This window comes from Christensenella tenuis, assembly GCF_014287795.1.
GTDB lineage: Bacteria > Bacillota > Clostridia > Christensenellales > Christensenellaceae > Christensenella > Christensenella tenuis.
This window is the reverse complement of the sequence record NZ_JACOON010000008.1, coordinates 22424-45206: the sequence shown is the minus strand read 5'-3', so window position 1 is coordinate 45206 and position 22783 is coordinate 22424. Positions and strand designations below refer to the sequence as shown.

Genomic DNA, 22783 nt, shown 5'->3' with positions numbered 1-22783 from the left:
GGATAATGATACATAACGTAAAAGAATTAAATATATTTAAGAATCAATATAAGAAATCTATGGAGGCGCAGTACAAAAAAGTATTGGTTTGTGCGGGAACCGGCTGTGTCGCGGGAGGTTCGCTCGAAATATTCAGCCGCCTGAAGGATCTTGCACAGGAAGCGGGGCTTCCCGTATCGGTAGAGCTGAAAAAAGAACCGCACGAGGAAATTGCGTTTAAAAAGAGCGGCTGTCACGGATTCTGCGAAATGGGCCCGCTTCTTCGGATAGAGCCGTTTGGATGGCTTTATGTGAAGGTAAAGCCGGAAGACTGCGAGGAAATTCTTGAAAAGAGCCTCAAGGGAGACGAGCCGGTGGAGCGGCTGCTTTTCCACCAGGATGGCAAGGCGTACGCAACGGAAGAAGAAATACCATTTTACAAGAAACAGACGCGTATGGTGCTTTCTAACTGCGGTCATACGGATGCAGAAGCGATTGAAGAATACATTGCACGCGGCGGATATCAGGCGGTGGCAAAAGCGCTGTTTGAGATGAAAACGGATGATATCGTGCAGGAAGTGATGGACTCCGGGCTGCGGGGGCGCGGGGGCGGCGGCTTCCCCACGGGACGAAAGCTCCAACAAGTAGCAAAGCAGAAAGAAGTCCGGAAGTTTGTGGTATGCAACGGCGACGAAGGAGACCCGGGCGCGTTCATGGACCGGAGTATTATGGAAGGCGATCCGCATAAGATGATCGAAGGCATGATGATTGCCGGAATTGCGACGGGCGCGCACGAGGGATATATCTACGTTCGTGCGGAATACCCGTTGGCTGTAAAACGCCTGCAGACCGCAATTTCCGCAGCGGAAAAACAGGGATTGCTGGGAGACAACATCTTAGACAGCGGATTTGATTTCACCCTCAGGATCAACCAGGGCGCGGGCGCGTTCGTATGCGGCGAGGGAAGCGCGCTTACCGCTTCCATCGAGGGCAACCGGGGTATGCCGAGGGTAAAACCGCCGCGTACGGTGGAACAGGGCTTGTTCGGCAAGCCTACGGTGCTGTCGAACGTGGAGACCTATGCCAATATTCCCATGATTATTTTGAACGGTTCGGATTGGTTCCGTGGCATGGGAACAGAAAACAGCCCGGGAACAAAAGCGTTTGCCCTTACAGGCAACGTAAATAATACGGGTCTCATAGAAGTACCGATGGGTACAACGCTGCGTGAGGTTATCTTTGACATCGGCGGCGGCATTAAGAACGGCAAAAAATTCAAGGCAGTGCAGATTGGCGGCCCATCCGGCGGCTGCATGACGGAAGAGCATCTCGATATGCCTATGGATTTTGATTCCCTGAAGAAAAAGGGGGCAATGATCGGTTCGGGCGGCCTTGTGGTAATGGACGAAGATAACTGCATGGTGGAAGTGGCACGGTTCTTTATGAATTTTACCCAGAACGAATCGTGCGGGAAATGCGTCCCCTGCCGTGAAGGCACGCTGAGGATGCTCGAGATATTGGAACGCATCGTTGCGGGAAAAGGAAACAAAGAAGACCTCGATATGCTCGAGGAGCTTGCGGATATGATTTCCAAAACTGCTTTGTGCGGCCTTGGGAAGACAGCGCCGTCGCCCGTAATCAGCACGATGAAATATTTCAGGGATGAATATTTGGCGCATGTTGTGGATAAAAAGTGCCTTGCCAAAAATTGCCAGGCAATGAAGCAATATGTTATTGTGGAAGAAAAATGCAAGGGCTGCAGCAAGTGTGCGCGCCAATGCCCGGTGGGCGCGATCAGCGGAGAGATCAAAAAGCCGTTTGTGATTGATGCGGAAAAGTGTGTCAAATGCGGCGCATGCGAAGAGGCATGCAGCTTTGGTGCAATCGTTGAAGAATTTTGAGCCGGGACTGAAAGGAAATGAGTGGCATGACTGATAAAAAACACATGATCATAGATGGGCAAATCGTCAATTTTGATAAGGAACAGAATATCCTTGCGGTAATCCGCAAGGCGGGCATTGACCTGCCTACCTTCTGCTATTATTCCGAATTATCTATTTACGGCGCATGCCGTATGTGTGTGGTGGAAGACGAATGGGGCGGCGTTATTGCTTCCTGTTCCACGCCGCCGCGTGATAAAATGAAAATCAAGACCAATACGCCGCAGCTTTTCCGTTACCGGAAAATGATTTTAGAGCTTTTGCTCGCAAGCCATTGCCGGGACTGTACGACATGCCCCAAAAACGGGAAATGCCGTTTGCAGGAACTGGCGCTTCGCTTTGGGATCGACAGCGTGCGTTTTGAAAACACCAAAAAGGAAACAGAGGTCGATGATTCGGCTCTCTCCATTATCCGGGATTCGTCCAAATGCATCCTATGCGGCGATTGCGTGCGCATGTGTTCGGAAATCCAGAATGTAGGCGCGATTGATTTTGCGCACCGCGGATCGAACATGACGGTTTCGACGGCATGGGGAAAGCCCCTTTCTGAAACGAACTGCGTCAATTGCGGCCAGTGTGCGTCGGTATGCCCGACGGGCGCGATCGTCATTCGCAACTGTACGCAGAAATTCTGGGACGCGATTTATGACGATTCCAAGCGCGTGGTGGTGCAGTTTGCTCCGGCTGTCCGCGTGGCGCTGGGGGATGAGTTCGGTCTCGAACCGGGCACGAACGTCGCGGGTAAGATTGTAGGAGCGCTGCGGAAGATGGGGGTAGACGAAGTATACGACACAACCATGGGAGCGGATCTCACCGTAATGGAGGAATCCAAGGAGTTTGTGAAGAAATATAAAGCAGGGACAAAACTTCCGCTGTTTACTTCCTGCTGCCCGGCATGGGTAAAATATGCCGAGCATACGCACCCGGAGTTGGTAGAACAGATTTCTACGTGCAAATCGCCGATGCAGATTTTTTCCGCTGTGATCAAAGAGCACTTTAAACAGGTGCAGGCGGTGGATGGAAAGGAAACGGTTGTGTTTGCGATCATGCCATGTACGGCGAAAAAGGACGAGCAGGTCCGGCCGGAATTTATTTATGAAGACGGGTCGCGGGATACGGACGGGGTTATTACCACGCAGGAGTTTGCCAGCATTTTGAAGCAAGCCGGCATTGTATTTGAGGATATCGACCCGGAAGCAGCGGATATGCCGTTTGGCATTACCTCCGGCGCGGGCGTGATTTTTGGCGTCACCGGCGGCGTAGCGGAAGCGGTAATTCGCCGGGTGGTAGATGATAAAAGCAATAATATGCTGCATAATATTGCTTATACGGGCGTACGCGGTATGGACGGGATCAAAGAAGCGAGCATTCCGTATGGAGAAGGCCGCGTGAAAATCGCTGTGGTAAACGGTCTTGCAAATGCGGAAAAATTGATCGAACAGATCGAAATTGGCGAAGCGGAATATGATTTTGTGGAGGTCATGGCGTGCCCGGGCGGCTGTATCGCAGGCGCGGGACAGCCATTTACGCGCAGGGAAGGAAAGGAAGAACGCGCGAAAGGCCTCTATGATGCAGATAAGCTGTCGCAGGTAAAGCGTTCGGAGGAAAATCCGGTCATGATGGCCCTGTACGGCGGAATTTTGAAGAACAAAATCCACGAGCTGCTGCATGTGGATTATAGTAAAAGGGAGGAAAATGTAAAATGATGACAATCAACATTTGTATTGGGAGCGCATGCCATTTGAAGGGTTCTTACAATGTGGTAAGCGAGCTGCAGGAGATGATCGAGGACAATAAGCTGGGGGACAAAGTAGAGCTTACAGGCGTGTTCTGTCTCGGACATTGCACCGATGCGGTTTCCGTACAAATCGGCGATGAAATTTTTTCCGTCAATACTGATAACGTTGGGGACTTTTTTGAGAACCAGGTATTGAAAAAAGTCTGAGCAGGATTCGGATGAAATAGCAAGCGTATATTGGCGCGGCGGCACGGGCCGGCGCGCTTTGCGCATCCCTGCTTTTTCCGGGCAAAAGGCCTGATAGAAACGTTTTCTATCAGGGGTGTGCCGCCGGAAACCTGCAGAATGAGTTTAGCCGAAGGCAAAAGGCCGTGGAGCACACCGGGCAAAATAAGGATGGAACGCGTTCCGGAATACCGGAAGCGTGTGCCTGAATAGGAGCCGGAGGCGATTGGCAGGCGAAGGGCATGCCCGGGCAAAGGCGCGGTTGGCGAATCGAAGTATACTGCTGCGAAGCGGGGAAAAAGCCATCTGTGAACGAACGGTTTGCCCGAAAGGAAAAGCGGGTAGAGGGATGCGTTTCGACGAAAGGAGCGTTATAGGCTATGAGTATCATACAGTTTAAAGAAGCAAACTGTAAAAATTGTTATAAATGCATCAGGAGTTGCCAAGTAAAGTCAATCGCCTTTAAAAATGAACAGGCGGAGATTACGGAAAAAGAATGTATTTTGTGCGGGCACTGCTTTTTGGCTTGCCCGCAAAACGCAAAATATGTGAACAGCAGCCTCGACAAAGTAAAGGGCTTCATTAAAAACGGAGACAAGGTATACGTTTCGGTTGCTCCTTCCTTTGCAAGCTGCTATAAAAATGCTACTTTCCCCAAAATTTCCTCTGCACTGAAAAAGCTGGGTTTTACAGGTGTGGAGGAAACTTCGATTGGGGCAGCAAAGGTTTCCCAGAATTTTATGGAATTGATGCGGGAGCATGAGATGAAGAATATCATTACAACATGTTGCCCGACGCTTGTGTTGCTGGTGGAAAAATACTATCCGGAGCTGATTCCTTATCTTGCCCCTGTAGACGCTCCCATGACGGCGCACGGAAAGATGATGAAAGAGGTTTATGGACCGCGTATCAAGACGGTTTTTGTAGGGCCGTGCATCTCAAAGATACACGAGGCGCAGGAGTCGGAAGGGGCGATTGACGCGGTAGTTTTGTTTGATGAACTGATGCAATGGCTTGAGGAAGAGGGCGTGGATCTTGAGGCGGAGGACCCGGATGTACGCGAGATGAAGGCGACGGTAAACCGTCTGTACCCGATTCCCGGGGGAATCATCCAGACAATTGACAAACCTGTTCGCCAGACGTATAAATGCGTTGCCGTGGACGGCATTGACCGCTGTGCGGAGGTATTGGATTCCCTGAAGGCAGGAGGCCTTGAAAACTTCTTTCTGGAGATGAACGCTTGCCCGGGCAGCTGCCTTGGCGGCCCGGGTGCAAAGGAGATCGATATCCCGTTTCTGCACATTAAGGACCGTACGCTGCAGTACGCCAAAAACCGTACCGCATGCAGCGCGCCCTTAACGGAAGATGCGAAAACAGGCATCGGCCGGCAGTATCACGACCGGTCCCTGCACCGCCGAATTCCCAGTGACGAAGAGATACAGCAGGTATTTGTACGCATGGGTAAGACGAGCGAAGACAAAATACTTAACTGCGGCGGCTGCGGGTATCCTACCTGCCGCGACAAGGCGATTGCGGTGCTGCGGGGCAAAGCGGATATCAGGATGTGCCTGCCGTTTATGCGCGAGAAAGCGGAGAGTATTTCCAATGTGGTGTTGGACAACACGCCGAATGCCATTATTATCCTGGACAGCGATTTCAACCTGATGGAATATAACAAGGCCGCGGCGGAACTGTTCCATTTGAATGAAAAGAATTATGTGGGCAGGCCGGTGTCCATGATTATCGACTGTGACGACATTGACGAGGTGCGCAGTACAGGAGAAAATATTTTCGACCGCAAGGTGTTCTATCAGGATCTCGGAATTACGGTAAAACAGTCAACCATTTTCATTCGGGAAAATTCTATGTACCTGCTGCTTATCAAAGATATTACCGAGGATGAACACCAGCAAAAGAAGATCAGCGAAATGCGTGCGGAAACCATGGAGGTTACGCAGGAAGTGATCAATAAACAGATGCGTGTGGCGCAGGAGATTGCAAGTTTGCTCGGAGAAACGACTGCGGAAACAAAACTTGCGCTCACGAACCTCAAAAAATACATTCAGGAGAGTGAAGATGAGCGTATTTATTGAGACGAGCAATGAAAGCCTGTTTAAGCATGGGGAGGAGCTATGCGGAGACAAGGTGGCAATTGTACGCAAGGGAGATGTGACGACCATTGTTTTGGCGGATGGGCTGGGGAGCGGTGTGAAGGCAAACATACTTTCAACGCTTACCAGCAAAATCGCCGCCACCATGCTTTCCGAAGGCGCGGATATTTATGAGACGGTAGAGACGGTCGCTTCCACGCTGCCCGTGTGTTCGGAGCGCGGGCTTGCTTACTGCACGTTCACCATTCTGCGCGTCAATACGGCGGGGAAGGCCCACATGGTGGAGTTTGATAATCCACAGGCTATTATCCTGCGCGGCGGAAAGGAAGTGCCGGTCGAAAAAAAGGAAATCGAAATCGGCGATAAAAAGATTCTGGAAAGCCGTTTCTCCATGCAGGAGGACGATATGTGCATCGCTTTTTCGGATGGGGCGATCCATGCAGGAGTAGGACAGACGCTGAATTTTGGATGGCAGCGGGACAACATTGTGGAATATGCCTGCCGGGCGTACCGCCGTGAAATGCCCGCCCGCGCGATGACCAAACTCCTGCTTTCCGCATGTAATTCACTTTACGACGGCCGGCCGGGGGACGATACGACGTTTGTTACAACGAAAATACGCCACGCACAGCCGGCGTTTATCATGGTAGGCCCGCCGGTAGACTCAGCGCGGGACAAGGAGCTGGTTGAGCGGCTTTTGAACGCGGATGGCATAAAGGTAGTGTGCGGGGGTACAACTTCGCAGATTGTGAGCCGTATCTCGGGCCGGGATCTTCGCGTGAAGATCGATTATAAAGACGCGGGGGTACCGCCGACAGGTATGATCGACGGAATCGATCTTGTGACGGAAGGCGTGGTGACGCTTGCGAAGACATATGAGATTATGCAAAAATATATGTCGGAAGAAAGCGATATGGAAGAACTGTTCGATATCTTCAAGCAGGACGGTGCATCGCGGCTTGCAAAGCTGCTTTTGGAAGATTGCACCAGCGTACATTTTACGGTGGGGCGCGCGGCCAACCCGGCACACCAGAATCCGGATCTCCCAATTGACCTCAGCCTTAAATTGCGCATGGTAAAGGATATTGCAAAAATCCTCCGGCAGATGGGCAAAGAAGTGGAACTCGAGTATTGCTAAAATGGTAGTCAGGACGTTGGTTCTCAAACTTCATAAGCCTTCGGCAACGAAAAAGGAGCTCATTGACCTGGCGATCTCCCGCTATAATCGTGCGCTTTCCTATTTGTTTGAACACACAAAGGAAAATGTGGAGCCAATTATGCGGGAAATGCAGGAGGGCGGCGCCTACCGCACACGCCGCATTACGGCGCTTTTACAAAAAGAGATGATGGAACGGCTCAACGAATTTGGGGTGCAGCCTTTTAAGGACGCGCTTAAGCTCGATTATGCGATGGCGATGGTCGCCTGGCTTTCCTTACGCAAGACCCAGAAGCGCGCGCGGTATCCGCAAATATTAGTTGAGGAAGGCTTTGACCAGCACTTTTTCTCATTGCTTGAATTGTTTGATCAAGGTGAAATCAGCCGGGAAGAGCTGCGTTTGCAGTTTGACCGGATGTACAACGGCCTCGGTATCAAAAAACCCCTGTTTTTTGGACGGTATGCCAAAAACAGGGATTATTGCCTGCTCTATGATGAAATACACGGTAGATTTTACGCAAAGCTTTATCTTCTGGGCGTTAAAGATGAAAAACGCCGCGGCGGGATCCGGCGTGGAACGGCCCGCCTGCGTTATGTACTGGAGGGAGGAGAGCCGCTTGAAGAGGACAATAAGCGTGAACGGTATATTGTCGTACCGCTTTCTTTCGGCAAAACGCAGGAAGCCGTACTCCGCAAGGGACTGGAAAATCCGCATATTTTTAAAACAGCACGCCTGCTCAGGAAAAATGGGGAATACTATCTTTCCGTAAACGTAACGTGCGAATATGCGCAGGAAGAAAAAAGTGAAACTTATATGGGAATTACCCGCAGCCTGAAAGATGCTGTGCGCTATACTGTCACGGATCTCCGGGGAAAGGTAATTGCAGAGGGCGGAATTCCTTTTGGCGGATATCTGCACGAAAAAAATGGTATGCATGCTGCGGCAAATAAGCTTGTAGAAATTGCCGGGCGGCATAAAAGCTCCATTATTACCTACCGGATGGGCAACATTGGCGATAAACTTACATACGACGGGGAAACGGCAAAACTTACGGCGGGCGAGTTTAACCGGCTGATAGCGATGACAGCTTATAAGGCTGAAATGAAAGGCCTTAAAAAGCCGGTATTCGTAAGTGCGAGGGGAATTTTTACAACCTGTCCCCGGTGCGGTGCGAATACGCAGAAGAATCGTTTCCCGGGAGGGAGGCTGATGTGCATTAAGTGCGGTTTTGCCGGTGAGCTCGAAAAAACCGGACCGCTCAATGCAGCGCGTCGGCTTCTGAAATATAATGGAACGGCATTTTTGTTTTTCGCGAGGCAGTCTGGTGGAAAACTTTTGATCTACAACGATATCCTTGGAATTTCTTATCTTGCACAGCCGACACAGGAAGGCATCAGGGACTTTTTTTGTTATATAGAAAAGGCGGTAAAGGAAATGAAAAGGAAGGGAAATATCCAAAATGGGATGTCTGCACGGGAAATCAGTTACCGAAAGCGTTTTATGAACCTGCGCAATGTACGTGAAGAAATTACAGTTGTGGATGAATCATAGCAATGGGAATATTTTTATAGTATAATATGTTGGGTGTATTTTGCTGCCACATCATCTCACCAGGGTTCAGCCGAAAGACGTACTTTGGAAAAATCCCGCCGAGCGGGACGCATTTATATTTATGTGCGTAAAAGAGCAGCTATCTGTCCAAAGGGGGCGGGGCGAATGCTCCGTCCCCTTGATTTTACGAATTTTCACGGATAAAAATGTGTAAAAAAAGCAGTTATTGTTCTTGCGTTTTTGGTTATTAATAAAACGGATGAATAGCGTCTTTTTTACAGGGGAGCGAAGATGAAAAAATTTCTATCGGGCACAGCGGGCAAAGTGACGATTATAACGGTGGTTCTTTTGCTTGTACTGTGCATTTTTTTAGCAAAAACCTCGCAGGAAGAAAAAGCGGCGGATATAGAACCCGCGCAAGCTGTGCAAGAGTGGACAGAGGACGGCCTGCCTGTTTTTATTGACTTTACGGCAGACTGGTGCCCTTATTGCAAGGAAATGGAACCTGTACTGGAAGAACTCAAGCAGCAATATGATGGAAAGATTACGTTTGCGACGGTCAATATAGACCGGCAGAAGAAGATCGCGCAGGAATTCGGCATTTCCAGCGTCCCGCTTTATGTTATGCTCGACGCGCAGGGAACACCCCTTACCTATTATCCCGGCGCGGCGACGAAGGAAGCGCTTGTTTCATTTATCGAGGAGGCTCTTTTGACGGGATCGGGGGATGTGGCATGACGCAGATTCTTTCCAGCCTGGGAGATATGATTTTACAGAATCTTTGGCTCGGGCCGCTGATAGCGCTTGTGGCAGGAGCCCTGACTTCATTTACGCCGTGTTCCCTTTCGACTTTTCCGCTTGTGATTGGATATGTAAGCGGAAATAAAAGCGGCAGGCATTCCGCGCTTATTTATTCGCTGTTGTTTTGCTTGGGAATGACGGTGACTTTTACGGTAATTGGCATAGTGCTTGCGCTGCTTGGCAGACAGCTTTCGGCAATGGGGAACTGGTGGTACCTGATCCTTGGCGCGCTGATGGTGTTTATGGCTCTTGTGATGTGGGATGTAATCAAGCTGTTTCCGGCATGCGGCGTGCGGCAAACTACAACCAAAAAGGGTGGAGTTGGCGCCTTTTTGCTTGGGCTTCTTGGCGGCGCGTTTGCCTCGCCGTGCGTAACGCCTGTGCTTGCGGCAATCCTCGCGGTAATCTCGAGCGGGATAGAGCTTGGGGTTGGGGTTGCAATGCTCATTACCTATTCGGTGGGAAACAGCATCTTGATTGTTGCCGTAGGGGCGGGGATCGGGACGGTAAATCAACTCGGCGGTTCGGAGAAGTTTGCGAAGGCTGGGAAATGGATTAAGATAGTCCTTGGCGCAGCGATACTGATACTGGGATTCTATTTGCTTTATCTGGGTTTTTGATCGGAAAATAAAGGATTGTGGGTGGCTATGAAGCACAAAAAGAACCGGAAGGCAAAGAATATCAATGCATTGCTGATTGCCGTAGTGGTTGTAATTTGTATTGGAGTAACGGCGTTTGCCAGCATGACGATTGCGAATACAGACAACCTTGCGGTCTATACGGCCGAGATTTACAATCGGCCATATTCCGTAAACAATGCGGCATGGAAACTGCGCACGCAGATTCTGTTTGCGCGCAATGCGATGATGAATTTGCTGGTTGGAGATGAATTTCCCGAAAGTCAGACGGCTGAATTGGGTGTGATGTATGAAATACGGGATGAAATTCCATTGCTCGAGGAAACATTGAGGACACAATACGAGGGGAATCCGGAAACTGTAGAACAGCTTATTGCCGATGTAAATGAACTTTTATCGATTCATGACCGCTGTATTCAATTGATACGGGAAGGAAAACGGGAAGAAGCAAAAACGCTTCTGTATGATTCCGCCTATCCTATTTATCTCAACGCCGATAAGAGTGTAAAGGAAATTACGGATTATTCAGAGATGACGATCGATGCATATGTAGAGCAGGCCAGCGAGCTCAATGCAAAGACGAATACGATGGCCGTCGTATGGGGAACGGCCCTGATTGCGCTTGCCGTACTCGTTTCTGCGACCAGTGTACATGCGATTACAAAACGCAACGAGGATATTTTTCACAACAATGCACTGTTCCATATCATTTCGGAAAATGTGGATGATGTGTTCATGATTTATGATCTTGTGGAAGAACGTGTAGAGTACATCAGCGATAACGTGGAACGCATTCTTGGATTTTCGGCGGAAGATTATAAAAACAACATATGGATCGCCCGCGCTTACCTTGACGACGAAACATTTCGGCGGCTTTCAGGCGGATTCAAAAAACCGGACATTGGAGAGGTGCAGCAGAATCAATTTATCATGACGGATCCGAAGACAGGAAATGAAAAAGAGCTTTCCAGCCGGCGGTATCCAATTGTGGAAAATGGACGGGTGACAAAGTTTGTGTTTGTGACAAGCGATCTTACAGAGGGGAACCGAACACAGCGAATGCTGCAGTCTGCTTTGGAGCGTGCGGAGAACGCCAATATTGCCAAACGGGAATTCCTGTCACGCATGAGCCATGAAATCCGTACGCCGATGAATGCGATGACCGGAACGATCCGCACCATGGAATATGACCTTGCAAATCCGGCAAGAATGCGGGAACATTTGCGGAAGCTTAATATGTCAACCCTGCACCTGCTCGATCTTATTAATGACATTCTCGATATGTCGAAAATCGAAAGCGGGAAGATGAAAATTGAAAAACATGAATTCAGCCTGAATGCCATGTTGAGCGAAATTACGGATATTATGCAGCCAAAAGCGGAAGAAAGTAAGCAGGCCTTTGACGTACTGCTGAAAAATGCACCCTGCGATATGGTCAAAGGCGACGATACGCGGATTAAGCAGGTATTGTTGAATTTCCTTTCCAACGCGATCAAGTTTACACCGGAGCGCGGAAAGATCAGGATGTCGGTGGAAGAAATGGACCGCAGGGGCAATCAGGTTCGCCTGAAATTTGAGGTCAGGGATACTGGAATTGGAATGCACGAAGAATTCCTGGAGCATTTGTTTGAGCCATTCGAACAGGAGCAGAGTTCCACCTACCGGAAATATGGCGGAACAGGGCTTGGAATGGCGCTTTCTAAAGCATTGGTCGAATCCATGGGGGGGACGATCGAAGTGGAAAGCGTACCGGATATGGGCAGTGTTTTTTCCTTTGAGTTATGGTTGGAAATTGCTGACGCAGGCGGAATATCTATAAAAACTTCCGATGAAATTAAGAGTTTCCATGTGCTGATTGTTGAAGATGACGCAGAGATGCGGGAACATTTGAAGATTCAGTGCAGCCAGCTTGGCGTAGAGACGTCGGCAGCATCCTCGGGTGTGGAAGCAGTCAAGCTGATGCGGGAGAAAAAAGAGAAGTTTGATTTATGTTTGATCGATCTTTATATGCCGGATGTAGACGGAATCCATACGGCGGAATGGATCAGGTCGGAAGCTTTAGAGGGTGTTTATATTGTATTGATGTCAGCCTACGATCATAAAAATATCGAACAGGAAGCGCTTGCGGCAGGCGTTGACGATTTCCTGACCAAGCCTGTTATGCGGGCGGATATTTACCGTATTCTACAGCATATAAGCGGAGAGCTTACATGTGCGGCGGATGAAAAAGAGCAGGCAGAAAGCTACGACTTCACGGGCCGGAGGCTGCTGATTGCTGAAGACAATGAACTTAACATGGAGGTCGCACGGGAATTGTGCGAACATGTGGGCTTTGAGATAGAAGGCGCATATAATGGCAAAGAAGCGGTAGAAAAATTTGCGGCCTCTGAAGAAGGGTATTATGATGCGATTCTGATGGACGTGCATATGCCGGTTATGAATGGCAATGAAGCGGCGCGGGCTATCCGGGAATTGAAACGGAAGGACGCGCATTCGGTTGCGATCATTGCGATGACTGCAAACGCATTTTATGAAGATGCGGCAGAAGCAATTAAAAGCGGAATGAACGAGCATCTGGCTAAGCCGATTGAACCGGAAGCGATATTTGCAGCACTGAAAAAATTTTTGTATGATAAAAAAGGCAGGCCATAATATGATTGGAGGAAAAGGGTATGGAAATTGAAACAATGAACCGTGCGGGGATCGATTATCAGGACGGTCTGCGGCGTATGAGCGGAAACGAGGCATTATACCATAAATTTTTGAAGAAATTTTTGCAGGACGAGAGCCTGATACGCTTAAAGGATTGCCTTTCGGAAGGCGATATGGAAGGCGTTTACGAAGCGGCACATACTTTAAAAGGAACAAGCGGGACCCTTGGGATGTATGAACTTTCGGATTGTTGTGATGAGGTATGTAAAAAGCTCCGAAATAAGGAAGCCGATTTCGATATAGATTCCGTTTACAACCGCTATGATGCGGCAGTAAAGGCTATTGAGGAAATGGAGTAGGAAGAGGTCTGCAATGAAAGAGAAATTGTTGATTGTTGACGATGCGGAACTGAACCGCGTGGTTCTGGAGGAATTGCTTTCGCCTGAATACGAAACGATTTGTGCCTGCGGCGGCAGAGAGGCGATAGAAATTATGGAGCGGGAGCGTGAAAATTTGGCGCTGGTGCTTCTTGACGTGATGATGCCGGACATGGACGGATACGAGGTTCTTGAATATATGAATTTCAACGGGGTCCTGAAACGGACGCCTGCCATCATGGTTACGGGGGCAGACTCGGCAGAAGATGAGGAGAAATGCCTGCGGATGGGCGCGATGGATTTTGTACGTAAGCCATATGTAACAGACGTCGTAAAACGGCGGGTAAAAAACGTCGTTGAATTATACCGCTATCAAAACGGCCTTGAAGAAGTGCTGGAACAGAAAGCGGAAACACTTTCCAATGTAAACGAGATTATTGTAGCGGTACTGACGTCGGTGCTGGAAACGAAAACGACAGAATCAAGGGAACACATCCAGCGTGTACGTCTTTACACCCGGGAACTGCTGAAATTTTTGTATGAACATAGCGACGATAAAAACGGATTGACCCCGCAGACAATTGAAACGATCTGTATTGCGTCTGTGCTGCATGATATTGGGGAACTGCTGATCCCGGAGAGAATCCTACGGGAAAGGGCCAGTGACCTTACGGATGAAGAACGCCTGATCTGGCAGCAGCATACCGTAAAGGGATGCCAGTTGATCGAACCCCTTAAAAATATTGAAAACAAAGACTATATCCGGTATTGTTACAATATTTGCCGGTCCCATCATGAAAAATGGGATGGCTCCGGGTTCCCGGACAGGCTGGTTGGAGACGATATCCCGATTTGTGCGCAGGCGGTAGGGCTTGCCCACAGTTACGACGAAATGATCGTGTCAAAAGGATATACACATGAGCAGGCGGTGGAACGTATTCATGACGGGGTGTTTCACTCGTTTTCGCCGGTGCTTGTGGAAACATTCCAGCTTGTTGCCGATGATTTTAGGCTTATTCTCGAGAAAAATCCGGAATCTGAAAAATAAGTGTAAAGTGAAAGAGAAAAATAAAGACGGCCGTCCCATAGCGGGATGGCCGTTTTTGGTGTTATTTCCTGAGCGGGCTGCCTTGGGGCGGCGTGGGATCGGCCGCTTTCCATGCGGGCTTGCGCAGATGATAAATAATAAGCGGTATGGCGACAAGGACGGTAATGCCAAGCAGCATAAACAGAATATAGGTTGGATATTCAGAAGTTTTGAGGGATTCCGGCGGAATAAAGCTCGTACCCATCACGAAAGCGATGCCTGCCAGCCCAACTATGGAAGTAACCCACATGCCCACTTTGCCGCCTGGAATCTGAAATGCGCGTTTTTCGTTCGGGTGGCGCCTGCGGTAGATGATTCCGGATAAAATAATAAAGATGTAAACGATGCAATAGAGAGCAACGGCCATTGTCAGGATGGTGTTAAACACTCCGTTTGTTCCGGGAATGAATACAAAAATGAGCGCGATGCCCGTTACGATAACGGCCTGCAAAAGCATCAGGGCAACAGGAATATCATGCCGGTTTGTCTTTTGGAATACAGGCGGAAGGGAACCTTCACGCGCACACCGCAGCATGCTGCGGGAAGGACCGACCGTCCATGCCGAAATTTCCGTAATACAGGAGAGGGCGATCATACCCGCAATGACCGCAGTAACCCAGGGAATATTCCAGCCGCTGAATATGACGGAAAAGGCCTGGGCGGGATCGGCAAGCGCGATATTGCCTTCCGCGACAAGAGCGTCGGTAACAAGGCCCGCATAAGTAAAAAGGCCGGCGGTAAGGCAGGTTGCAAGAATGATGGCGCGCGGATAATTTTTACGGGGATTATCGATACGATTGGCAAAATTTGAAGCCTGCTCCATGCCTGCAAACAGGAAGATGATCCCGGATAATTTTGAAAGGGTTCCAAGGTCTGAAAGATCGGGCAGTATTTTATCCGCGGCGGACGGGGCAAAAGCTCCCGGGTTATGCGTAAAGGCAAAAATTGTCCCGAAAATAAGCAAAACAGCAAGCGGAATAAATAAACCGATGATTGTGCCGTAGGTACTGATGGCGGTGATGGGAACACCTTTGATGATGAGAAATGTAATCAGCCAGAAAATAGCAATAACAATAATACCAATGAAAAAATCATTCGACAGGAGCGCTTTTGCCCCGGTGATGGTGGCGATCATATCGGCAAAGGCTGCGCCTACCGTTACCATGCCAAAACACATCTGGACCCATACGAGCCATGCAGCGAGGAACCCGAAGCGTGGGGAAAGAAGCGTGGGGAAAGGGCCCGGCCGATCCACACGGAGAGGCCGCCGTCTTCGGGCATTGCCGTAGCAAGTTCCGCCGCCACAAACGAAATTGGAATCACAAACATCAGCACGGCAAATATCATAAAGGATATGGATTCCCAGCCGGCATACGCAATGTTTGGAATACGTCTTACGGAGGCAAAGTAGGCCATCGTAAGGAAAATAAGCTGCATAAATGAAATCTTCTTCATAACCCTGTTTCCTACTATTGTGAATATTCTATATCAAACCTATTGATAAACAGCTGCCTTTTCCATAACCGCATATTTTCTTGCTTAATCAAAATCTTTGTGGGTATCAATAGGTATATGAAGGGGGTATACAGTATGGAACAAACAAAGACAGCATATGCGGAAACAACGCATATCGTAATGTCGGAAGACATCAACCAGCTTGGAAACCTGCACGGCGGGACGCTGATGCAGTGGGTAGATATCGTAGGGGCAGTCGCGGCGATGCGGCATGCGCGCTGCATGGTGACGACTGCGGCGCTCGACAGCATGGATTTTAAGCATCCGGTGCCTCTTGGAGCAATCGTAACACTTCAGGCAGCCGTTACGTGGACCGGGCGTACGTCGCTTGAGGTGCGTGTGGATGTATACAGTGAGAAAATGGGAGAAACAGCCAAAAAGCATACCAATACAGCCTATCTCGTTTTTGTAGCGCTCGGCTATGATGGAAAGCCGCAGGCCGTACAGCCGTTTGTTCCACAGACAGAAAGTGAAAAACAAGAATATGAACGCGCAGCGCAGCGCCGAGCGGAACGGATACGCCGGGCAAAAACATAAAATAATAGCCGGAGAATCAACTGGATTTTCCAGTCGCATAGGAAAGAACATTGACAGAATTGGCCTCGTCAGCGCCTAACTCAGCAACGATTGTCCCGCGGAACATGATATATAGCCGGTCACACATGCCAATCAGCTCTGAGATATCAGACGACGTAAAGACGATCGCGGTCCCGCGCAAGTTAAAACAGCCGCGCTGTGTGGGATAGATGAAAAGCCGTATGCGGGGCTTGAGGTGCGCGATGGAAAAATCTGCCTCGATTTGCGGGCGCGGGAAGTCAAATCAGTCCGTTGGGGTCTGTGAACGTTTTGGAAATAGATATAAGGGCAGATTGAAATATAAGGCAGCGTCTTTCACTTAAATATGAAAGGCGCTGCTTTCATGTGGAAAATATACCGGCAGATGCGCAGCTTGAGTGGAAAAGAGGTATAAAGATCCATCAGAATTTAAAGATGCAAGTTTTGCGGGCTGTGTTATAATGATACAGGCAATCATAAATGATAAACGAGGAAAAACGCAATGCTTGCATCGCTTACAGACGTGACCGTCGCATACGGAGAGACGGAAATTTTAAAAAATATTACCGCGAATATCAACGCGGGCGATAGGATCGGGCTGATCGGCCCGAATGGCGCGGGAAAAACGACGCTGCTCAATACGCTTGTCAGGCGCATATGGCCGGAGGCGGGAAGTGTGATCCACAAAACGGATCTTTCAGTTGGCTACCTGGAGCAAAACAGTGGACTCACTGCATCGAGCACGATCATGGAGGAGATGCGCGGCGTATTCCGGGAGGCGCTCAATGCCCGGGCAAAAATGCGGGAAATTGCGAAAAAAATGGAACAGGCTCCGGACGATACTATCCTTCAGATGGAATATGCGCGCGCCCAAAGCGCGTTTGAGGCAGGCGGAGGCTATGATTTCGAGATAGAAATCAAGAAGATACTGAACGGCATGGGGTTTGCTGATAAGGCCTATGAAACCAATATTGCGACGCTGTCCGGAGGGGAAAAAACGCGGCTTGCCATTGCGCGGCTTTTGCTTTCAGACCCGGAGATGCTGATCCTTGACGAACCAACCAATCATTTGGATTTCAAAACGTTGATGTGGCTGGAGAATTATTTAAACGGATATAAGGGCGCGGTATTGATCGTGTCGCACGACCGTTACTTTCTCGATAAGCTGGCGAAGAAAATATGGGAGATCGACGAAGGCGAGTTGACCGAATACACGGGAAATTATACGCAGTATAAGCAGCTCAAGGCGGAATATGTTTCGTGGCAGATGAAGGAATATGAAAAACAGGCCCGGCAGATCGCGCACATGGAAGACTATGTAGCGCGCAATTTAACGCGCGCTTCTACTGCGAAAAGCGCACAAAGCCGGGTGAAGCAATTGAGTAAGCTGACGCGTATCAAAAAGCCGCGTACAGAATCGAAAGCGCCGTCTTTTCATTTTGATTTTTCACAGCGTCCGGTAAGCGATGTGCTGGAGGTGCGGGGGCTTGACCTTGCTGTCGGACGGGAAGAAAAGATGCTTGCAAGCGATGTGAATTTAAAGATGAAACGCGGCGCAAAGGCCGCGGTGATCGGGGACAACGGAACCGGGAAATCTACTTTAATCAAAAGGCTCGTCGCGGCGGCACGGGAACCGGAAGATGGAATCGTTTTCGGAAAAAATACGCTTGTCGGGTATTACGACCAGGAAAACAAAAACATGACGCCTGAAAAAACCGTGCTGCAGGAGGTGTGGGACGCATATCCTTCCCTGCTGGAATACGGCGCGCGTTCTATGCTGGGACGGGTGCTGATTACCGGAGAGGAAGTCTATAAACATATTGGCGACCTTTCGGGCGGGGAACGCGCAAAGGTGGGCCTGGCCTTGCTGATGTGCGGGGAATATAACGTATTGCTCCTTGACGAGCCAACCAACCACCTCGACCTGCCTGCCCGGGAAAGCCTGGAGACTGCGCTGAGGGAATATGAAGGAACCTTGCTGTTTGTATCCCACGACCGCTATTTTATCAACGCGCTTGCGGAAAAAATTTATGAAATATCGGACGGCAAGGTGAACGAATTCGATGGGACATTCGACGAATACCAACAGGCAAAAGAGCGGGAGGCCGAACAATCGGAGGAAAGGCAAAAGGATGTGCGCGTGGCCGCCGCACAGGAGACGGCTGAAGTGAAAAATCCGCGGCAACGCCGTGCGGAGGAAGCCCGGCGGCGGGAGAGGATCTCACGGCTGGAACGGAAAATCGCCGAAGTAGAAGCGCGCGAGGCGGAACTTGCAAGGATGATTGCCGAAAATCCTGCGGATTTTGAATTGGTGGGCAAGTGCTGCACGGAGATGGAAGATCTGAAAGAGGCTCATGAAGCGCTTCTTGAGGAATGGGTTTCACTCGAATAAAATTCTTTGTTTTGCCGGTAAACATATTGGCATGCCAAATAAAATTGCTTACTTGAACGATTGCAGACAGCGTTTGTAAAATTCCCTCAAGCGCCTATACAGACGGCAAGATCAAATACCTTAAAAGTTATTGCGGAAAAACGGAATATTTCCATTTCTACAGTTTTTCACATGGTAAATAATAAAAATAGCGTAAAAAAGAAACACGGAAAAGGGTGTGCAGGCCTTTCAAGAAACGGGATTGTACGTTCCCTAAAAACATGGTGCGCAAAGACAGCCGGTGTGACTATACCGGATATTGGGGAGGTATCTTTCGGCGGATTGCCAGAAGAAGTAGTGCACTTATTCCGCGGAAGGGCGTTTTTGTTTACTGGTTTATTCCGAAGACGAATTCCCTTGTGAATTCAACCGGCTTATATTATAATAATAAAATATGGTAATTTAACAGACAAGAGGTTTTGAATTTGAAGATTTTTAATTCGATGACGGGTCAAAAAGAGGAATTAAACCCGCTTCATCCGGGACAGTTTAATATTTACGCGTGCGGCCCTACGGTGTATAATTATTTCCACATTGGCAATGCGCGGCCCTTTATCGTGTTTGATACGCTCCGCAGATATTTGGAATACCGCGGGTACAAGGTGAATTTCGTGCAGAATTTTACCGATGTGGACGATAAAATGATACGTGTGGCAAGCGAGGAAGGCATTACGGTCAAGGAGCTTGGGGAACGCTATATCGGCGAATACTTCAAGGATGCGAAAGCGCTTAATATCCGCCCGGCGACTGTACATCCCAAGGCGACAGAGCACATTGGCGACATTATCGCGCTGGTGAAAAAGCTGGTCGATACGGGGCATGCCTATGAACTCCATGGGGACGTATATTTCGATACGCAAAGTTTCCCGGGCTACGGCAAACTTTCAGGGCAGGATGTTTCTGAACTGGAAATGGGCGCGCGTATCAGCGTCAACGAGGAAAAGAAGAACCCGATGGACTTCGCCCTTTGGAAGGCGAAAAAAGAGGGAGAGATATCTTGGCCGAGCCCCTGGGGGGATGGCCGCCCGGGATGGCATATTGAATGTTCGGCAATGAGCATGAAATATCTCGGCGATACGCTTGATATCCACGGCGGCGGACAGGATTTGAAGTTCCCGCACCATGAAAACGAGATCGCCCAGAGTGAAGCCGCGACAGGGAAGCCCTTTGCAAATTATTGGATGCACAATGGCTACATTAATATCAATGGAATCAAGATGGCGAAGTCAAAGGGCAACTTTCTTACCGTACGTGATATCCTGAAAGATTTTCGCGGACCGGCGGTGCGCCTCTTTATGCTGAGTGCACATTACAGGAACCCGATCAATTTTTCGCGCGAGCTTCTTGCGCAGTCGGAAACAGCGTACGACCGTATCCTGAACTGCCGCGAAAACTTGAAATTTATTATGGAGCATCCGAAGGACGAAGCGGTGGAAATTGCACCGGTAATTGCGGCGGCAAGCGAGAAATTCAAAGCGGCGATGGATGACGACCTCAACACGGCGGATGCGGTCGGCGGGATTTTTGAATACATCAAGGAAGTTAACACGCTCTTTGAGAACGGCGGGCGTACGGAAGATGCGAAAGCGGCCTTGGCGGAACTTGACACGCTTATGGATGTGTTGGGCATACTCTCACAGGAGGCGGATGAGGAAATCCCGGAAGACGTGCGGGAGATGGCCGCAAAACGGCAGGCTGCACGTGCCGAAAAAAACTGGGCCGAAGCAGACCGCCTGCGGGATGAACTGAGAGCCCGCGGTTATGAACTGAAGGACACGCCTGATGGCGTAAAAATCAATAAAATTTAGGGGGAGAACAAAAAATTATGGATGGCGCTTTTAATTTCATGATGATATTCGACATCTTTATTGCGGTATATCTGTTATACTATGCAATCAAGGGGTCGGGCAAAGCGTATGAAAACGATTATCCGGAGGAAATGCAGGCGGCGCATAGAAAGCTGCTGCGTACTTTTTGCTGGATTACCGGCGCACCGCTGTTGGTGTTATCAATTCTGGAGTATATGAGCACGGAAGGAATCAGGTCCCCGTGGAGCATTGTAAGCATTATATATATTCTTGCATGCGTGGTTGCCTATTTTATCATTTTCCGCGTAAAATTCAAAGAATATTTGCGCAATCCGCGCAAAAACCTGCCCAAAAGATAATATTGGCACATAGAATGGTATGAATAAAAAGTCCGGCGGCGCTTTCGCCGCCGGGCTGTTTGCTTTGAAGCGGAACGGGTATTATAAGACTGTAGTGAAAGGGGAAGCGTATGGAATTTTTTATACCCTGTTTAGATGTGATTACAACAGTTTTATATCTTGCTTCGGTCGCCATACTCCTGTGGGGAGTTATTTTATGCGTGAGAGACTTTCTGACTTCACATTTCAGGCAAATGGGACGGACCGAACGGATGAAGAAACTTGCCGACACGAAAAACAGTCTCGGCGGTTATATCCTGTTGGCGCTTGAAGTCCTGATTGTAGCGGATATTATTGACTCGATTGCCAAACCTACCTTTGAGGATATCCTGCGTCTTGCAGCGATTGTGGCAATCCGCACAGTGATTTCCTATTTTCTCAATAAGGAAATCAGGGACTCGGAGCAACAAGAAGCGTTAAATGGTTCAGATTATAAAGAAAAGAAACGGAGTGAACAAAATGAGTGAAGGTTGTACACATGACTGCGGAAGTTGTTCGGAAAGCTGCGGATCGCGGGAACAAAACCCGGCAGATTTCCTGGAAGCGCCGCACGAAGCCAGCACCATTAAAAAAGTAATTGGTGTGGTCAGCGGAAAGGGAGGCGTAGGTAAATCGCTTGTCACCTCGATGTTGGCAGTTTTACTGCGCCGCAAAGGCCTTAACACCGCAATCCTCGATGCGGATATTACGGGGCCGTCTATTCCCAAAATGTTTGGAGTAACGGAAAAAGCGCGGGGAACAGAGGACACGATTTTTCCGGTCTATACGAAAAACGGAATTCAGATTATGTCTGTCAATCTTTTGCTGCCGGATGAAAGCGACCCGGTGGTATGGCGCGGCCCTGTGATTGCGGGCACTGTGACACAGTTCTGGAAGGATGTCATTTGGTCCGACGTGGATGTGATGTTTGTGGATATGCCGCCGGGAACGGGCGACGTACCGCTTACGGTTTTCCAGTCCATCCCGGTGGACGGTATTATCGTTGTAACTTCGCCGCAGGAGCTTGTGTCCATGATCGTTGGCAAGGCGGTAAAGATGGCAAACATGATGAATATACCGATTATCGGCCTTGTGGAAAACATGAGTTACCTGAAATGCCCGGATTGCGGAAAAGAAATACCGGTCTTTGGCGAAAGCCGCGTAGAGGAAACTGCGGAGAAGTTCGGCCTCAAGGTCCTCGGGAAAGTGCCGGTTGATCCGGAAATTGCCCGTGCGGCAGACGATGGAAAGATTGAAACACTCCCCGGCGAATGGCTCGAGGGTGCGGCAGGGCAAGTGGAAGAACTATGAAAGAAAAGGCGCTGCTTGCCGGACGGCTTTTCCGGGAAGGATATAACTGCTGCCAGTCTGTGATTCTTGCATTTGCGCCAGAACTCGGACTGGACGAAAAAACGGCGGCACGAATAGGTTCGTCGTTTGGAGGCGGTATGGGGCGGTTGCGCGAAGTATGCGGCGCGGTAAGCGGAATGTTGATGGTCTTGGGGCTTATGGAAGGGTACGATTCCCCGGCAGATACGCAAGGCAAAGCAAAGCAGTATGCCCGGGTACAGGAATTGGCCCAACGGTTTCGGGGAAAAAACGGGTCGATTGTGTGCCGCGAGCTTTTAGGACTTTCCGAACATAAAAGCAGCCCGAAGCCTGAAGAACGCACAGAGGCTTACTATAAAAAGCGGCCGTGCGCGGAACTTGTGGAATGCGCCGCCGAAATTCTTGAAGCAGAGCTTGAAAAACAGCATATTTAAATGGCAGGAAGATTTGCAAAAAACATCTCTAAAGTCCCGCAAAGGGTGAAGGAGATGTTTTTTTGTTGCGCTGCACGG

At 49.3% G+C, this 22783-nt stretch carries 21 protein-coding genes; 18 read left to right on the top strand and 3 right to left on the bottom strand.

Annotation, left to right across the window (positions count from 1 at the left end; translation table 11 throughout):
- Window positions 1-5: 5 nt before the first annotated feature.
- The 11 genes from H8S18_RS13995 to H8S18_RS13945 all read left to right on the top strand — a co-directional run bounded on the left by H8S18_RS13995 (window position 6) and on the right by H8S18_RS13945 (window position 14217).
- The gene (locus H8S18_RS13995) at window positions 6-1880 is read left to right on the top strand and encodes an NADH-quinone oxidoreductase subunit NuoF (RefSeq protein ID WP_186858907.1); all 1875 of its coding nucleotides are present in this window, start codon (window positions 6-8) and stop codon (window positions 1878-1880) included.
- Between the two features lie 26 nt (window positions 1881-1906).
- The gene (locus H8S18_RS13990) at window positions 1907-3625 is read left to right on the top strand and encodes a [FeFe] hydrogenase, group A (RefSeq protein WP_186858906.1); all 1719 of its coding nucleotides are present in this window, start codon (window positions 1907-1909) and stop codon (window positions 3623-3625) included.
- Window positions 3622-3864 carry an NAD(P)H-dependent oxidoreductase subunit E gene (locus tag H8S18_RS13985; RefSeq protein ID WP_186858905.1) on the top strand — a complete coding sequence of 81 codons (243 nt, stop codon included), beginning with the start codon at window positions 3622-3624 and terminating at the stop codon, window positions 3862-3864. The genes H8S18_RS13990 and H8S18_RS13985 overlap by 4 nt, the downstream gene beginning before the upstream one ends.
- Window positions 3865-4262: 398 nt before the next feature.
- The gene (locus H8S18_RS13980; protein ID WP_186858904.1) at window positions 4263-5975 is read left to right on the top strand and encodes a [Fe-Fe] hydrogenase large subunit C-terminal domain-containing protein; all 1713 of its coding nucleotides are present in this window, start codon (window positions 4263-4265) and stop codon (window positions 5973-5975) included.
- A complete protein-coding gene (locus H8S18_RS13975; protein ID WP_186858903.1) occupies window positions 5959-7131 on the top strand; it encodes a SpoIIE family protein phosphatase in 1173 nt (390 codons plus the stop codon). Before H8S18_RS13980 ends, H8S18_RS13975 begins: the two co-directional genes overlap by 17 nt.
- A gap of 1 nt (window position 7132) precedes the next feature.
- On the top strand, window positions 7133-8701 hold the full coding sequence (locus tag H8S18_RS13970; RefSeq protein WP_186858902.1) for a hypothetical protein: 1569 nt from the start codon (window positions 7133-7135) through the stop codon (window positions 8699-8701).
- A gap of 291 nt (window positions 8702-8992) precedes the next feature.
- Window positions 8993-9439: a thioredoxin family protein gene (locus H8S18_RS13965; RefSeq protein ID WP_186858901.1), complete on the top strand. Its 447-nt coding sequence runs from the start codon at window positions 8993-8995 to the stop codon at window positions 9437-9439.
- Entirely contained in the window at window positions 9436-10122 is a 687-nt protein-coding gene (locus H8S18_RS13960; RefSeq protein ID WP_186858900.1) for a cytochrome c biogenesis CcdA family protein, read from the top strand. Before H8S18_RS13965 ends, H8S18_RS13960 begins: the two co-directional genes overlap by 4 nt.
- Window positions 10123-10149: 27 nt before the next feature.
- A complete protein-coding gene (locus H8S18_RS13955) occupies window positions 10150-12792 on the top strand; it encodes a response regulator (protein ID WP_186858899.1) in 2643 nt (880 codons plus the stop codon).
- Between the two features lie 20 nt (window positions 12793-12812).
- Complete coding sequence (locus tag H8S18_RS13950) at window positions 12813-13151, top strand: Hpt domain-containing protein (RefSeq protein ID WP_186858898.1); 339 nt, start codon at window positions 12813-12815, stop codon at window positions 13149-13151.
- A gap of 13 nt (window positions 13152-13164) precedes the next feature.
- Window positions 13165-14217 (top strand): HD domain-containing phosphohydrolase, encoded by a 1053-nt coding sequence (locus tag H8S18_RS13945; RefSeq protein ID WP_186858897.1) that lies wholly within the window; start codon window positions 13165-13167, stop codon window positions 14215-14217.
- A gap of 61 nt (window positions 14218-14278) precedes the next feature.
- Here H8S18_RS13945 and H8S18_RS13940 read toward each other — a convergent pair whose 3' ends face one another.
- Both H8S18_RS13940 and H8S18_RS14885 read right to left on the bottom strand, forming a co-directional pair.
- Window positions 14279-15433, bottom strand: a complete 1155-nt coding sequence (locus H8S18_RS13940) for an amino acid permease (protein WP_279288485.1) — start codon at window positions 15431-15433, stop codon at window positions 14279-14281.
- On the bottom strand, window positions 15415-15711 hold the full coding sequence (locus tag H8S18_RS14885) for an amino acid permease (protein ID WP_186858895.1): 297 nt from the start codon (window positions 15709-15711) through the stop codon (window positions 15415-15417). The genes H8S18_RS13940 and H8S18_RS14885 overlap by 19 nt, the downstream gene beginning before the upstream one ends.
- A gap of 135 nt (window positions 15712-15846) precedes the next feature.
- Here H8S18_RS14885 and H8S18_RS13930 point away from each other — a divergent pair, with 135 nt between their 5' ends.
- Entirely contained in the window at window positions 15847-16308 is a 462-nt protein-coding gene (locus H8S18_RS13930; protein ID WP_186858894.1) for an acyl-CoA thioesterase, read from the top strand.
- 16 nt (window positions 16309-16324) lie between these two features.
- Here the strand turns inward: H8S18_RS13930 and H8S18_RS14525 are convergent, their stop codons facing one another.
- Window positions 16325-16489, bottom strand: a complete 165-nt coding sequence (locus H8S18_RS14525) for a hypothetical protein (RefSeq protein ID WP_207721779.1) — start codon at window positions 16487-16489, stop codon at window positions 16325-16327.
- A gap of 339 nt (window positions 16490-16828) precedes the next feature.
- Here H8S18_RS14525 and H8S18_RS13925 point away from each other — a divergent pair, with 339 nt between their 5' ends.
- From H8S18_RS13925 to H8S18_RS13900, 6 genes are all read left to right on the top strand, one after another.
- Window positions 16829-18718, top strand: coding sequence for an ABC-F family ATP-binding cassette domain-containing protein (locus H8S18_RS13925; RefSeq protein WP_186858893.1), 1890 nt, complete (start codon window positions 16829-16831; stop codon window positions 18716-18718).
- A gap of 464 nt (window positions 18719-19182) precedes the next feature.
- Window positions 19183-20565, top strand: a complete 1383-nt coding sequence (cysS, locus tag H8S18_RS13920; RefSeq protein ID WP_186858892.1) for a cysteine--tRNA ligase — start codon at window positions 19183-19185, stop codon at window positions 20563-20565.
- Window positions 20566-20582: 17 nt separating this feature from the next.
- Window positions 20583-20924, top strand: coding sequence for a hypothetical protein (locus H8S18_RS13915; protein WP_186858891.1), 342 nt, complete (start codon window positions 20583-20585; stop codon window positions 20922-20924).
- A gap of 110 nt (window positions 20925-21034) precedes the next feature.
- The gene (locus H8S18_RS13910) at window positions 21035-21430 is read left to right on the top strand and encodes a DUF1622 domain-containing protein (protein WP_186858890.1); all 396 of its coding nucleotides are present in this window, start codon (window positions 21035-21037) and stop codon (window positions 21428-21430) included.
- Window positions 21423-22253 (top strand): Mrp/NBP35 family ATP-binding protein, encoded by an 831-nt coding sequence (locus H8S18_RS13905; RefSeq protein WP_186858889.1) that lies wholly within the window; start codon window positions 21423-21425, stop codon window positions 22251-22253. The genes H8S18_RS13910 and H8S18_RS13905 overlap by 8 nt, the downstream gene beginning before the upstream one ends.
- Entirely contained in the window at window positions 22250-22705 is a 456-nt protein-coding gene (locus H8S18_RS13900; protein WP_186858888.1) for a C-GCAxxG-C-C family protein, read from the top strand. Before H8S18_RS13905 ends, H8S18_RS13900 begins: the two co-directional genes overlap by 4 nt.
- Window positions 22706-22783 lie beyond the last annotated feature (78 nt).

Bases quoted from the DNA above. Each gene is read 5' to 3' on its own strand.
- H8S18_RS13995 (WP_186858907.1), top strand. From the start codon at position 6: ATGATACATAACGTAAAAGAATTAAATATATTTAAGAATCAATATAAG.
- H8S18_RS13990 (WP_186858906.1), top strand. From the start codon at position 1,907: ATGACTGATAAAAAACACATGATCATAGATGGGCAAATCGTCAATTTT.
- H8S18_RS13985 (WP_186858905.1), top strand. From the start codon at position 3,622: ATGATGACAATCAACATTTGTATTGGGAGCGCATGCCATTTGAAGGGT.
- H8S18_RS13980 (WP_186858904.1), top strand. From the start codon at position 4,263: ATGAGTATCATACAGTTTAAAGAAGCAAACTGTAAAAATTGTTATAAA.
- H8S18_RS13975 (WP_186858903.1), top strand. From the start codon at position 5,959: ATGAGCGTATTTATTGAGACGAGCAATGAAAGCCTGTTTAAGCATGGG.
- H8S18_RS13970 (WP_186858902.1), top strand. From the start codon at position 7,133: ATGGTAGTCAGGACGTTGGTTCTCAAACTTCATAAGCCTTCGGCAACG.
- H8S18_RS13965 (WP_186858901.1), top strand. From the start codon at position 8,993: ATGAAAAAATTTCTATCGGGCACAGCGGGCAAAGTGACGATTATAACG.
- H8S18_RS13960 (WP_186858900.1), top strand. From the start codon at position 9,436: ATGACGCAGATTCTTTCCAGCCTGGGAGATATGATTTTACAGAATCTT.
- H8S18_RS13955 (WP_186858899.1), top strand. From the start codon at position 10,150: ATGAAGCACAAAAAGAACCGGAAGGCAAAGAATATCAATGCATTGCTG.
- H8S18_RS13950 (WP_186858898.1), top strand. From the start codon at position 12,813: ATGGAAATTGAAACAATGAACCGTGCGGGGATCGATTATCAGGACGGT.
- H8S18_RS13945 (WP_186858897.1), top strand. From the start codon at position 13,165: ATGAAAGAGAAATTGTTGATTGTTGACGATGCGGAACTGAACCGCGTG.
- H8S18_RS13940 (WP_279288485.1), bottom strand. From the start codon at position 15,433: ATGTGTTTTGGCATGGTAACGGTAGGCGCAGCCTTTGCCGATATGATC.
- H8S18_RS14885 (WP_186858895.1), bottom strand. From the start codon at position 15,711: ATGAAGAAGATTTCATTTATGCAGCTTATTTTCCTTACGATGGCCTAC.
- H8S18_RS13930 (WP_186858894.1), top strand. From the start codon at position 15,847: ATGGAACAAACAAAGACAGCATATGCGGAAACAACGCATATCGTAATG.
- H8S18_RS13925 (WP_186858893.1), top strand. From the start codon at position 16,829: ATGCTTGCATCGCTTACAGACGTGACCGTCGCATACGGAGAGACGGAA.
- H8S18_RS13915 (WP_186858891.1), top strand. From the start codon at position 20,583: ATGGATGGCGCTTTTAATTTCATGATGATATTCGACATCTTTATTGCG.
- H8S18_RS13910 (WP_186858890.1), top strand. From the start codon at position 21,035: ATGGAATTTTTTATACCCTGTTTAGATGTGATTACAACAGTTTTATAT.
- H8S18_RS13905 (WP_186858889.1), top strand. From the start codon at position 21,423: ATGAGTGAAGGTTGTACACATGACTGCGGAAGTTGTTCGGAAAGCTGC.
- H8S18_RS13900 (WP_186858888.1), top strand. From the start codon at position 22,250: ATGAAAGAAAAGGCGCTGCTTGCCGGACGGCTTTTCCGGGAAGGATAT.